Annotated in this window: 14 protein-coding genes; 5 read left to right on the plus strand and 9 right to left on the minus strand. The window is 33.1% G+C overall.

Translation table 11 applies throughout. The features are described 5' to 3' along the window. The 3 genes from QZZ51_RS13440 to QZZ51_RS13450 all read left to right on the plus strand — a co-directional run. Window positions 1–874 (plus strand): porin (locus QZZ51_RS13440; RefSeq protein WP_291870520.1); only part of this gene is annotated, 874 nt, incomplete at its 5' end. 71 nt (window positions 875–945) lie between these two features. Then, window positions 946–3,252 (plus strand): inorganic phosphate transporter, encoded by a 2,307-nt coding sequence (locus QZZ51_RS13445; RefSeq protein ID WP_291870522.1) that lies wholly within the window; start codon window positions 946–948, stop codon window positions 3,250–3,252. 50 nt (window positions 3,253–3,302) lie between these two features. Beyond that, window positions 3,303–4,028: a DUF6503 family protein gene (locus tag QZZ51_RS13450; RefSeq protein WP_291870524.1), complete on the plus strand. Its 726-nt coding sequence runs from the start codon at window positions 3,303–3,305 to the stop codon at window positions 4,026–4,028. On the opposite strand, the gene QZZ51_RS13455 is transcribed toward QZZ51_RS13450, so the two are convergent. After that, the gene (locus QZZ51_RS13455; protein ID WP_291870526.1) at window positions 4,025–5,491 is read right to left on the minus strand and encodes a hypothetical protein; all 1,467 of its coding nucleotides are present in this window, start codon (window positions 5,489–5,491) and stop codon (window positions 4,025–4,027) included. The genes QZZ51_RS13450 and QZZ51_RS13455 overlap by 4 nt on opposite strands. A 157-nt stretch (window positions 5,492–5,648) precedes the next feature. Here QZZ51_RS13455 and yiaA point away from each other — a divergent pair, with 157 nt between their 5' ends. Next, entirely contained in the window at window positions 5,649–6,116 is a 468-nt protein-coding gene (yiaA, locus tag QZZ51_RS13460) for an inner membrane protein YiaA (protein WP_291870527.1), read from the plus strand. A gap of 100 nt (window positions 6,117–6,216) precedes the next feature. Here yiaA and nadD read toward each other — a convergent pair whose 3' ends face one another. The 7 genes from nadD to QZZ51_RS13495 form a co-directional block, all read right to left on the minus strand. Then, window positions 6,217–6,801: a nicotinate (nicotinamide) nucleotide adenylyltransferase gene (gene nadD, locus QZZ51_RS13465; protein ID WP_291870529.1), complete on the minus strand. Its 585-nt coding sequence runs from the start codon at window positions 6,799–6,801 to the stop codon at window positions 6,217–6,219. Between the two features lie 16 nt (window positions 6,802–6,817). Beyond that, window positions 6,818–7,390, minus strand: a complete 573-nt coding sequence (gmk, locus tag QZZ51_RS13470) for a guanylate kinase (protein WP_291870531.1) — start codon at window positions 7,388–7,390, stop codon at window positions 6,818–6,820. After that, window positions 7,390–8,247 (minus strand): YicC/YloC family endoribonuclease, encoded by an 858-nt coding sequence (locus QZZ51_RS13475; protein ID WP_291870533.1) that lies wholly within the window; start codon window positions 8,245–8,247, stop codon window positions 7,390–7,392. Before QZZ51_RS13475 ends, gmk begins: the two co-directional genes overlap by 1 nt. A 128-nt stretch (window positions 8,248–8,375) precedes the next feature. Next, window positions 8,376–9,392 (minus strand): DUF2971 domain-containing protein, encoded by a 1,017-nt coding sequence (locus tag QZZ51_RS13480; RefSeq protein ID WP_291870534.1) that lies wholly within the window; start codon window positions 9,390–9,392, stop codon window positions 8,376–8,378. Window positions 9,393–9,424: 32 nt separating this feature from the next. Further along, window positions 9,425–10,165 (minus strand): DUF1080 domain-containing protein, encoded by a 741-nt coding sequence (locus tag QZZ51_RS13485; RefSeq protein WP_291870543.1) that lies wholly within the window; start codon window positions 10,163–10,165, stop codon window positions 9,425–9,427. Between the two features lie 70 nt (window positions 10,166–10,235). Beyond that, a complete protein-coding gene (locus QZZ51_RS13490; RefSeq protein WP_291870535.1) occupies window positions 10,236–10,976 on the minus strand; it encodes a DUF1080 domain-containing protein in 741 nt (246 codons plus the stop codon). Window positions 10,977–10,985: 9 nt separating this feature from the next. After that, window positions 10,986–12,038: a sugar phosphate isomerase/epimerase gene (locus QZZ51_RS13495; RefSeq protein WP_291870536.1), complete on the minus strand. Its 1,053-nt coding sequence runs from the start codon at window positions 12,036–12,038 to the stop codon at window positions 10,986–10,988. 412 nt (window positions 12,039–12,450) lie between these two features. Here QZZ51_RS13495 and QZZ51_RS13500 point away from each other — a divergent pair, with 412 nt between their 5' ends. Then, the gene (locus tag QZZ51_RS13500) at window positions 12,451–12,915 is read left to right on the plus strand and encodes an ASCH domain-containing protein (protein ID WP_291870539.1); all 465 of its coding nucleotides are present in this window, start codon (window positions 12,451–12,453) and stop codon (window positions 12,913–12,915) included. A gap of 31 nt (window positions 12,916–12,946) precedes the next feature. On the opposite strand, the gene QZZ51_RS13505 is transcribed toward QZZ51_RS13500, so the two are convergent. Next, the coding region (locus tag QZZ51_RS13505; protein WP_291870541.1) for a Gfo/Idh/MocA family oxidoreductase at window positions 12,947–13,564 on the minus strand (618 nt) is incomplete at its 5' end.

Here is a 13,564-nt window from a genome sequence, read left to right on the forward strand (position 1 = left end):
CGCTCCTAGATATATACTAGATGCCGTAGTGATGTGGAATTTTCATGGAAATTTTGAACTTTGGGCAGGACAAACAAAACTCCCTGGAAACATAGAGCGCGTAATCTCTTCTGGAGATTTACAGCAAGTAGACCGCTCCCTTTTAAACAGTAGATTTAATATTGATAGAGATTTTGGTGTTCAGATAAGACATCATTTTAATTTAACAGATACATTTTTAGTACGTGAAAAATTCTCCATTTCTCAGGGAGAAGGAAGAAACATTACCACTGGCAATTTAGGAGGGCACCAATATACTGCTAGACTAGAACTCTTACCTTTTGGAACATTCCAAAGCAAAGGAGATTACACTGGTAGTGACCAAAAAAGAGAAAAAACACCAAAATTAATGCTAAGCGGATCCTATGATATTAATAATAATGCCGTAAAAAACAGAAGCAACCAAGGTTCTTATATGGTTAATGATTCTGAAGCTGGTTTTTATAGCACCAATACAAATACACTTTTTTTAGATGCTATGTTTAAATATAATGGCTTCTCCTTTATGGCAGAATACGTCAAAAGAACTGCGGATGATGCCATAGCAAAAAACATAGACGGTTCTTTAACTGGGGATGAAGTGCAAGTAGGAAATGGTCTAAACCTGCAGACTGGTTATTTATTTACAAATAATTGGGAAGTATCTGGAAGATATACAGATATAAATCTAGATGAGGTTATTACTGGAAAAAACCCTGAAACACAATATACATTAGGTTTATCCAAATATATTGTTGGGCATAAATTAAAAGTACAAACAGATTTAAGTTATCTTTCTGTTGAAAATGGAACAGATAAGTTAATGTATAGACTTCAACTAGATATACATTTCTAAAAAACATAACATTTACATAACATAAGCCATTAACTTGTTACTGATATTTGCGAACATTATATTTTTAAATTATGGATAATATTTACCTATTAATGATTATTGCTCTTGCTGTATTAGCTATCGCCGATTTAGTGGTAGGAGTAAGTAATGATGCAGTGAATTTTTTAAATTCTGCCATTGGATCTAAAGCAATATCATTTAAAAACTTAATGATTGTTGCCAGTATTGGTATTGCATGTGGCGCCATTTTTTCTAGTGGTATGATGGAAGTTGCTCGTAAAGGTATTTTTAATCCTGGACAGTTCTACTTTAATGAAATCATGTTCATATTTATGGCGGTAATGATTACCGATATATTACTGTTAGATTTCTTTAACACCCTAGGAATGCCTACATCTACAACAGTTTCTATTGTATTTGAGTTGCTAGGAGCTGCAGTAGCTATGGCAATAATTAAAATTGCCCATGCAAATGGTGAATTTACAGATATTGTTAATTACATAAATACAGAGAAAGCACTTTTAATTATATCGGGTATCTTATTATCTGTCGTCGTTGCATTTTCAATAGGTGCACTAGTACAATGGATTACTCGGGTATTATTATCTTATGATTTTGAGAAAAAAGCAAAATGGGTAGGTGCTGTTTTTGGCGGTGTAGCTCTTTCTGCAATTACCTACTTTATCCTAATGAAAGGTATAAAAGGTACTGCTTATGCTAAACAAAGTTTTGATATAATCGGAGGTGTAACTATTAAAGACTTCTTAGAGCTAAAATGGGTTCTTATAGTTCTTGTAAACTTCATATTTTGGTCTATACTATCCTACATACTAATGAACGTTGCAAAAATTAACATCTACAAATTAATTATTGGTGTAGGTACGTTTGCATTAGCTCTTGCCTTTGCTGGTAATGATTTAGTAAACTTTATTGGAGTTCCAATTGCAGCTTGGCAATCTTACGAAGCATGGGTTGCTTCTGGGGTTCCTGCTACGGAGTTTAGCATGGAAATATTAGCCTCTAAAGTTCCTACTCCTACAGCTTTATTATTTGTTGCGGGTATGATTATGGTAGTAACGCTATGGTTCTCTAGCAAAGCCAAAGCGGTTGTAAAAACATCTCTAGACCTATCCAGTCAAGGAGAGACAAAAGAGCGCTTTCAACCTAATTTTTTATCAAGAGCTTTAGTTCGTATGGCCGTTGGCGCTTCTGAAATTACTGCTAGTATATTACCTAAAAGCACACAAAACAGAATAGAAAAACAATTCGAAAAACCAACCATAGCATTATCTAAAGATAAATTTCATGAGCTACCAGCTTTTGATATGGTTAGAGCTGCAGTAAACCTTATGGTGGCAGGTATCTTAATTTCTATAGCAACATCCTACAAATTACCATTATCCACTACTTATGTAACTTTTATGGTAGCAATGGGAACATCTCTTGCAGATAGAGCATGGGGAGCAGAAAGCGCTGTTTACAGAGTTGCAGGCGTATTAAACGTTATTGGTGGTTGGTTTGGAACCGCTCTTATCGCTTTTATTGCTTCTGGAATAATACTTACTATAATTAGTTTTGGTAAAGGTGCCGCAATAGCAATATTGCTTTTCGCTGCAATATTACTACTAGCAAGAAACTACATATCTTACAATAAAAAATCTAAAATCCTAAAAGCAGAGGACAGCCTTAGCAGAGCAGAAAGCAGTTCTATACAGGGTGTAATTGAAGAAAGCGCTAGTAACATTGCACGTGTAGTAAAAAGAAGTAATAAAATATACACTACAAGCATAAACGGACTTGCCAAACAAGATTTAGACGAATTAAAGAAAAACAAAAAAGGTGTTCTCAAATTGTCTGCAGAAATAGATGATTTAAGAGATCATATTTTTTACTTTATTAAAAACTTGGATGACGCCAGTGTTGGCGCTAGTAACTTTTACATTAATATTCTAGGATACCTCCAAGATATGGTGCAATCTTTAGAATACATATCTAAAATTACACATAAACATATTAGCAATAATCATAAAAAATTAAAGTACAATCAAATAAAGGAGTTAAAAGAAATTGATATAGAGTTAGAGAATTTATTACACGGTACGCAAAAAGCTTTCGAAAATAGATCTTTTGAAGAAATTGGTGCTATACTGAATAATAAACAAAAACTATTTGCATTAGTCTCTGATAAAATACAGAAACAAGTAGCCAGAACTAGAACGGAAGAATCTAGTCCAAAAAATACCACATTGTATTTTTCATTACTGTTAGAAACAAAAGATTTAATAACAGCTACTATGAATTTATTAGAGCTCTATTACAACGAACACGATAGCTCCGTAGAACCTGCGACAATAGACACTCCAGAAAACAAAGAATAAAAAACATAATTAATATATATTAGGTATCTTGACATAGAATTTATTAAACTATGCCAAGGTACTTTTTTTTTATTTTTTTCATTATCTCTTTAAGCTCTTATTGCCAAAGCCTCACTGGGACTCAATTATTAGACAGAGCTATTACCCACCACGACCCGCATAATAATTGGGAAACTTTCAAAGGACAATTATTCATTACTATGCAAACTCCAAAAAACAGAGAGCGCCACAGTAAAATATCTATAGACCTACCCAATACATATTTTAGCTCTGTAGTAACTAAAGGGAAAAACACTATTACATCTACATTAGAAAAGGAAAATTGTACCCTAACGTTAAATGGTAGTTCTACTATTTCTCAAAACCAAAAAGATAGCCTACGAATAAGTTGTAGTCGTACCAAAATGATGAAAGACTACTACACCTACCTTTACGGACTTCCAATGAAACTAAAAGACCCAGGGACTATTATCGATCATATAGTCGTACGCAAACCTTTTAAAGGAAAAGAATACTTAGTTCTTAAGGTAACCTATGACAAAGAGGTAGGAAAAGATACTTGGTATTTTTATTTTGACCCTAAAACATATGCTTTGGAGGTATATCAATTTTTCCATGATGAGTCTAAAAATGATGGAGAGTATATCCTACTAACGGAGGAAGAAAAAATACTGAATATTAAGATGCCAAAAAATAGAGCTTGGTACTATAATAAGGATGATACGTATTTAGGAACAGACATACTTACTACAGCAAAACCATTAGAGGAGCATTAAATATTAGAAACTAATTGTAATGTAGTTTCATATAGCCCTTTATTTTCCATTTTAGATTTTAACCACGCATAAAAACTCATTACGTATATATCTTCTTTCTCATTAGCATTCCAATCAAAAGAAGTCTCTACTTTTTCCTTAAATGGTTCCGAAAAAACCTGTTTAGGATTCTCATAATACAACAAAGCTAGTTGCAAAAAAGTTAATACTCTACTTTCTTCTATCTGATGTAATTTTTCTTTAAACTTTATTCTAAAACTTTTAATCCGTAATAAAACCAAGTCTAATTGATCTAACTCTATAAGCAGTAATATTTCAACTATACTCTTTTTTAAAACCCAGATCCAACCTACTTTTTTTTCATACCAAACATCGCTATGATTTAATTGTTTTATAATTTGATATGCATCTTTATATCTTTTTTGCTGAAAAAGACACATCATCTTTATTAGTTGAATATCTAAGGAGCCTGAATTGTCTTTTTCCAAAACCTCCAGCGCTTTTACAGAGTTTCCTGTATAATTATAGTTTAAACCTTTAAGTGTATTTAAATCGCCTAAAAAGCGGCGATAGTACATCCTATTATTATTTTCCATTTGCTCCTCCATTTTTTCTATAAAATACATAGAAGCCTTGAACTTTTTATTTCTAAAATTCACCATCGCCATAACCTGTAAAATTCCTATATGATAATACAAGTGTTTATGTGCCAATGTACTTTTACCACTTACTAAAGTATAAGCCTCAGCAATAAAAGGGGTTACCCTGTAAAAATTACGCTGTAATTTTGCAGTAATAGAAGTTATGTTCATTAATTGATACAAAGATTTATAAGATAAGGATGCATGTATAGAAACCTCAAACTTTTTAAATGCCTCTTCCACTATAACATCTAAAGCACCTAAAGAATCCGCAGCTAGCATTTTTTCTTTAATCTGTGCGTATGCCATATTTAATCTAAAGTCTTTCTGAAAAGACTCCATATTTAACATAGCCATTTTGGATACCTCTTCTAAGTTTAAAGAGGTATTACAATGTGCATACTGAATTTTGGTATGATAAATTTCATTCAACAAAGAATAATGACCCATAAAACTTGCCAACTTCTCCGCTTTAGCAAGTGTTTTATAACCGATTACATACTCTTTTTGTTCCAAAAAAATACGGCTAGCAACAATTAACTTAAGAACACTTAGTTCTTCGGATGATTCGCTCTCAAAACTCTTTGTCGCCAAAAAATCGAGCAAACTATCTTGAAGCCTTTTACATAAGGCATGAAAAGCATTTTTCGCAGGTTTACCATAGATTTTTACATCTAACGCATCCACCTCCTCTTTAAGCAAAAAATTAAACAAAAGAAGGTTTTTAGTATCCCCTCTACGGTTCTTATTCTTTAACCATAGGACAAAATCGCGCTTCCTCTCTGGTGTCAATGTCTTAATTATAGTAACAATAGCATTCATTAAATCATAAGTAATATACTCGTAAAAGTACTATTTTATAGTTCATATAAACAATACTACTCATTTTAAATCGTAAGTATATTACTATTTATGGGTTTCCATTACCTTTTTGTCCTTGCATCTTTGTCCCATCATAAACATCAAAATAAAATATATTATGGAAAATCAAATATTTACAGAATCGAAAAATAGTTCCTCTTTAAAAAAAGAAAAAAAGGTATTAGATTTTGATTTAAAACCAACATCAGCATTTATATCGGCCTCATGGTCCGCCCTATTATTAGGAATGGTTTCCTATTGTATAGGTTTATGGAATGCAGATATGCTTCTTAATGAAAAAGGGTATTATTTCACCATATTATTATTTGGTCTATTCTCCGTGGTTTCCGTACAAAAAAGTGTGCGCGATAAAAAAGAAGGCCTACCAGTAACTGATGCCTATTATGGTATTAGTTGGTTTACCACCATAACATCGATTGTGCTATTAGTTATTGGTTTATGGAATGCCGATTTATTATTAAGTGAAAAGGGTTTTTACGCAATGTCTTTTGTACTAAGTTTATTCTCTGCTATTGCAGTACAAAAGAATACCCGTGACATTAAATTCTTAGAAGAAACGGAATAAAAAAGTACACAGCACTTAATGTAAAGCATTAAAACGCAGTTTTACAAAATTGCGTTTTGATGTTTATTAAAGGCAGTCTTTTTTTTTAAAAGGCTGCCTTTTATCTATAAAAATTCATTTGGTCCATGTACTTCCAAACTACATCTGGAAGCATGGGCTTTATGTTTTTACCTAGCTTGTGATTATTACGAATAAAAGTAGATGAAATTTCCATAATAGGAGCATCTACTTTATGAATTTTAGGGTGATTTTTAAATTGATGGTCCACACTACCGCTAGATACTCTAGGGTATATATAAATGTTATACTCTTCTAAAATAACTTCATAGTTTTTCCATTTATGAAATCCCTTTAGATTGTCTTCTCCCATTATTAAAGAAAATTCATATTTGTTTGCATGCGTTTCAGAAAGTACTGCCAAGGTATTTATAGTATAATTTGGCTGAGGCAAACCGAATTCTACTTTACTTGGTTTTAAAGCAGAATATTCTTGTACTGCTTCAGATACCATTTGGTATCTATGGTTATTATCTAGTAATGTCTTTTTTGTTTTAAAAGGACTTTGTGGAGTTACCACAAACCAAACCTCATCTAAATCTGAGAACTCTACCATATGATTGGCTATTACCAAATGCCCTAAATGTATGGGATTAAAAGTGCCAAAATATAGTCCTACTTTTTTCATTTATCTTTTACTATACCTAAGAATTTACAAATTCAGCTACTAAATCATGTGCTTCTTTTAAAGCTACATCCAAATCGTAATTCTTAATAATCTTATCGAATTGCGGTGCGGTGGCAAGCTCTACTCCTGCCTTAGCTATTCGCATATTTATTTTATCATCACTTTCGGTGCTTCTCTTCTTTAGCCTAATTTTTAATTCGTCTATACTCGGAGGCTTTACAAAAACAGCCAAAGTTTCTTTTGGAAATTTTTTCTTAATTCGCAAACCACCAACAACATCAATATCAAAAATTACATTTTTTCCTTCTGCCCAAAGACGTTCTACTTCTGTTTTTAAAGTGCCATAAAAATTATCTCTATACACTTCTTCCCATTCTAAAAAATCATCCTTCTTTATATGATTTTTAAATTCTGAAACAGACATGAAATAATAATGTTCTCCGTTTTTTTCTTTTCCACGACGCGGTCTTGAAGCCGCAGAAACTGAAAAGGCTAAATTTAAATCTTCTTGCTCTAATAAATACCTAACTATAGTAGTCTTACCACTACCAGATGGCGCTGAAAATATTATTAATTTACCTCCTGCCATTACAAAACATTCAACATTTGTTCTTTAATCTTTTCTAACTCATCTTTCATTTGCACCACAATTTGTTGCATTGGCGCATAATTGGCTTTAGAACCAATTGTATTTATTTCTCTTCCTATTTCTTGGCAAATAAAAGCAAGTTTTTTACCATTACTATCCGAGGAGTTTAGCGTTTTTGTAAAATATTCCAAATGGTTATTTAACCTAACCTTCTCCTCTGTAATATCATATTTCTCTAGATAATAGATAAGTTCTTGCTCGAACCTGTTAGCATCTACTTCCACAGTTAAATCTGCTACTGCTTTTTCTAACCTTTCTCTAATAGTTGCCTGCCTTTCTGGGTCAATTTTTATTACCTCTTCTAACAAACTTGTTAACGCCTGCAAACGCAATTTAAAATCTGCCTCTAAAACACTACCTTCTTCTGATCTAAAGTTATTAATTTCTGACAAAGCTTCTAGCAAAGCCTCTTTTATAGAACTATACTCCGCTTCATCTATATCTTCCTTATCGGTTTTCATAGCATCTGGCATTCTTAGAGCCATTTCCAACAAGCGTATAGCATCGCCATCTGCTATAGATTTTAATTGTTCCATGTATTGCCTTACCGTAACCTCATTTACCTGAGCAGAAGTACTATCACCAGTATTCTCTATATACAAACCAAAATCTACCTTTCCTCGAACCAAAGAGCTTGCAATTAATTTTCGTAATTCTAGCTCCTTTTCTCGATATGCCGAAGGCATTCTTGCATTTAAGTCTAAGCTTTTGCTGTTAAGGGATTTTAATTCTACGGTTATCTTTTTTGAGGGAAGCTGAATTACATGCTTTCCAAACCCAGTCATGGATTGAATCATATATAGATTATTTGCCTGCAAAGATAATTAAAGCAGATTAGTTAAAGGCAATCGGTTTATTTTTTAAAAAATATGGCCAACAGTCTGACGAACTTACAAGTACACGCAAGATTTTGGTTTAGCAGTTATTATTGTCCAAAATCATTTATTGTTACTTTCAATTCAGAATCTACAAAATGAGTAGTCGCCCATGCAGGATCTCTTTCTATATCGCTTTTCAAATAATACATAATAAAAAGTCTTTTTGGTTTTCTAAACATATCATTTCTTAACAGGTGAGCTATCCATTCCAGTTGTTTCTCATTGATTTTGGATTCCAGTTCTATTTCAACCATTGCTTTTATTTCTCTAATGTAAACCTTGCTGGTAATTTTATACTGAATTGGATTCTGTTCGGTTATTTCTGTTGGGATTTCTTTAAAATAAGTATATCTTTCTTTTGTTAAATCATTTACTTTGACAGCATCAAAGTCATATGAATTATGCTTTTGAACTATTTGAAAAAATTGAATATTTCTGCCCTTTAATCTTTTTGTCATTATTTCTTTTTCAAATTCTTTCATATTCAATCCGAAATAAATTGATTTAAGACAAATTGGATTATATGGATGTTCACCATAGAAACCTGTAACTACCCTATACTCTTGTTCATAACTCCACCTTTTTGATTTATAACCTGCGAGCTTTTGTACAATTTGGTAAGTTTTAGTTTTATTTATATCTCTAATTCCATATTCAGGTGGTTTTTTAGTATAAATAACTGGGAAGGAAAAAGTTTCAAATGATTCATAACTATTCGCCAGTAATTCTAAATCATATTCTACACAAAAGCCTTTATGACTATCGGCATAGTGAGCCCAGAGTAACTCATCTTTAAAAGTTTTAGAGAGTGAGTATATTCCAATTCCTTTTTTCTTTACTTCAAATAAATTATGAAGGGCCTTCTCAACTTCTAAAAATTGTTCAGATTTTTCTTTTCCAAATAATTTAGCAAATGCTTTGGACTGAATCTTAAATGGGTCTGTATTTATTAATGTTTCACAAGGGTCATTTAAATCCTTGAATTTAGGTGACCAGTAAGAATTTCTCTCAAGGGATTCTAAATCTCTTTCAAAATTTGCTCCTCTATATTTATAGACTATCATTTGCTCTAATTACCAACATCAATGTAGGACACCTACAACTCCCTCACCCAGATGTTTCTAAAACTGACTCTACTACTATCTCCATGATCTTGCAATAGCAAAGAACCTTTACCATGTGGTGGGTTCTTAGGCCAACCTATATAAGGCGTTGTCCCCTTAATTTCTACATGATCCTGAATTAATATTCCGTTATGAATAACCGTTAAAGTTCCCGGCTTAATTTTTAAACCAGCCTCATCGAACTCTGGCGCGTGATAAATAATGTCATAAGCATTCCATTCTCCGCTAGCTACAGAAGCCATTGCTAAGGGCGTATGCTGTTTGTAGATAGACCCTACTTGCCCATTTACATAGGTTGAATTCTCATTATTATCTAAAACTTGTACCTCATATTTTTCTGATAAAAATATGCCGCTGTTTGCTCTATGCTGCCCTTTTCCTCCTATTTCTTTAGGGGAACGCCATTCTATATGCAATTGCACATCTCCAAATTTTTGTTTGGTCTGTATGTCTCCAGTTTTATCCTTAACCGTCATACTCCCATCAACATTTAATTGCCATTTTGCCTCTGTTTGATTTTTTGCATTTTCCCACTGATCTAAACTACCTCCATTAAAAAGAACAATGGCATCACTAGGAATTCCGTTTTCATCTTTTTTAACAATAGGAACGACTGGCTCATAAAATTCTGTTTCCTCGGGTTTGGTCGGCTCTTTCCCTTCTTTCTCAAACGAAACAGAATCCTCTATTACCTCCACATCGATTACCGGCATTTCTTCCTGGCTATAGGCATTAACAAGACACAAGAAAGCAGCGAAAATTGTAATCCAAAAATTTTTCATTCTATAATTTTTTTATTTTAATATTCCTATAAGCTACTTTATCACCATGATCCTGAAGGCCTATTTTCCCTGTAGTGTATTTTCCAAATTCTGGCCAATCGGCAAATTTAGATTTTGCAACCATAGCTCCCCATTCTGGATTATTTACAGAAAATTTCACTATAGTCTCTCCATTTAAAACTACACTGCCCTGATTTGTTTTATGGTTTACAGTTATCTGGCAAGTATTCCATTCTCCGACCGCTTTTGTAACATCTTTAGATGGAGCAATCATATCATATAAAGCTCCAGCCTGGTGTGTGGTTCCTGCTTTAGCATCTGGATGTTTTGTGTTATCTAAAACCTGAATTTCTGGTCCTGTTTGGTAAGCCTCGGGCAGGCTTTGCTTCTCTTTAACACCCCAAAATATACCACTATTACCGCCTTCAGAAATCTGCCATTCTAAAGAAAGAACAAAATCCGTGTATTCCGATTTTGTAACTAGATTATAACTTTCTCCTTCTGGCTTATTCTCTGGCGGATAAAAAACCATTGCACCATTTTCTAATTTCCAATTATCAGAAATAGAATTTTTAGAGTACTCCGTCCATTTACCCAAATTAGTACCATCAAAAAGAACCTCCCAATCTTCTTGAGTCATTGTTTTTGCTTTTGTCTCGATAACCACTTTATTTTTGGTCTCTTTCTGCTTGCAACTAATAACAAAAAAGACTGCCAACAATACCAATACTAGTTTTTTCATAATAGAATTTTAAATTCCTAAAATATTTTTTAATACTCCTTTATCCATTTCGGTTCCTGCAAAATCATCAAATGTCTTTTCTGTAGCTTCTATAATATGCTTCTGAATAAAAGGAGCTCCTTCTCGAGCACCTTGTTCTGGACTCTTAATACAACACTCCCATTCCATTACCGCCCAAACATCACATCCATATTGTGTGAGTTTAGAAAATACACTCCTAAAATCTACTTGTCCATCTCCTAGAGATCTAAACCTACCAGCTCTATCTATCCAATCCGTATAACCTCCATAAACACCTTGCTTTCCTGTAGGATTGAACTCTGCATCTTTCACATGAAAAGCTTTTATAAAAGTATGATAATGATCAATAAAAGTAAGATAATCTAAATGTTGTAGTACGTAATGACTAGGATCATATAGCATATTTACGCGCTTATGGTTGTTTGTTGCCTTTAAAAAACGTTCAAAAGAAATACCATCATGCAAATCTTCTCCTGGGTGTATTTCATAGCAAACATCTACTCCTTGTTCATCAAAATGATTAAGAATAGGCAGCCATCTTTTTGCCAACTCACCAAAGCCCATTTCTACTAATCCCGGAGGTCTTTGTGGCCAAGGATACATAGTATGCCAAAGCAATGCTCCTGAAAAAGTAGCATGCGAACTAATTCCCAAACGCCTACTTGCCGTTCCTGCCTTTTTTACTGTTTCTATAGCCCATTCTCTCCTTGCTTTAGGGTTATTCTTTACTGCATCTGGCGCAAAACCATCAAACATAGTATCATATACAGGATTAACAGCTACCAATTGTCCTTGTAAATGCGTAGAAAGCTCTGTTATTTCTAATCCATAAGAATTAATGGTTCCTTTTAACTCATCGCAATAGGTTTGGCTTTCAGCAGCTTTATCCAAATCTATTAAGAAAGACTCCCAAGTAGGAATTTGTATTCCTTTATATCCTAAATCTGCAGCCCATTTACACATTCCCTCTAACGAATTAAATGGAGCTTTACTACCTACAAATTGCGCCAAAAAAATTGCTGGCCCCTTAATCGTTTTCATTTAAAAAAATTTAATTAAGTAATTATTATTTTCGTGATATTTCGTGATGCTTTAGTTATTTCACTAAACAAATTCTAGGAATATGCATTATATTTAGGATTATTTATTCCCGCATTAATAATATCTACTTAGATGCGTTATAAATATAGGCATAACATCAGAATTATTTTAAATAAAACGTTTTGATTGGATTAGAGGACACCATATAGGAGGCTAATCATTAAAAGTTACAGATAAGAATCCTCCATTTAAAGGAAGAAACCCTTTGGTAACATATATGGTATTTACAGCCGGAGCAGCTAATCACGCAGCTAAAGAATTTAAAGCTGGTAAATTTTCCTAAAATGATTATCTTGCTAAGTAATACTATATACACTAACAATATTAGAAACTATAAACACGTTTAACGTAAATGGAAAATTCTTCAGCAAGAAATATGTGGGGTGATTATTTGGATAAACATTTAGAAGACGCCTTTCACGAAGCACCAAAAACCACTCATTTTTGTGACAATGAAAAAGATGCCAATGAATGTGCTATGTTAGTTAAATCTGGCATAAAAAAAGCTACTACAGACTCCTTAATTGGCATTCAAAATAAAAATGAAAAATTACCAAAAATAGGAGATTTCACTGTGGTTACAAATTGGAATGGAGAGGCACAATGCATAATCGAAACCAAAAAAGTAACCCTTAAACCCTTTTTTAGTATTGATGAAACTTATGCTAATAAAGAGGGGGAAGGAGATAAATCTTTAGCCTATTGGAAAAAAGTACATTGGGAATATTACACTAGAGAATTCGAAGCTTTTAATCGAAAACCAAGTGAAAGTATGATTGTTGTTTGCCAAGAATTTGAACTCGTCTTTAAACGCTAAAATCTTTCTGTTTTATAATTATTTTTTAGGTTTAAGGCTCTAGCTTAACCCATGTATTTTCGGCTTTATGAGATTCTACGGTAGCTTCAATAAAATTCATTCCACGAACACCATCTAACATAGTAGGAAACTCACCGTCATTATATTTTTCTCCCCGAATGGCACGAGCAGCTCCTAAATATATATTTGCCATAGAATCGAAAATACCTTCTGGATGCCCTGGAGGTAATTTGGTTCCGTCTAAAGATAAATCTGAATTATAAACATGCCCTGGCTTATACACTTGCAATGGTTCCGTATCACTTAATTTATATAAGTAATTAGGATTCTCTTGCTCCCACTTAAAAGCTGCCTTTTTACCATAAATAGCAATAGATAATCCATTTTCTTCTCCTGTTGCTACTTGGCTAGAACGTATTACCCCTTTTACATGATTGTCCATACGTATTAAAACTGTCCCATCTACATCCATCTGGTTGTCGTCGTATAAGTAATTAAAATCGGATAAAATAGAATCTACCTTCAATCCTGTAGTATACTCAACAAGATTAAATGCATGTACACCAATATCTCCTATACAAGAACTCATTCCCGCTTTTTTAGGGTCTAATCTCCAAACTGTAGATCTCTTTTCTTGATCATGAATTAT

The sequence above is a fragment of the Maribacter sp. genome, from assembly GCF_016744255.1.
Taxonomy (GTDB): Bacteria; Bacteroidota; Bacteroidia; order Flavobacteriales; family Flavobacteriaceae; genus Maribacter_B.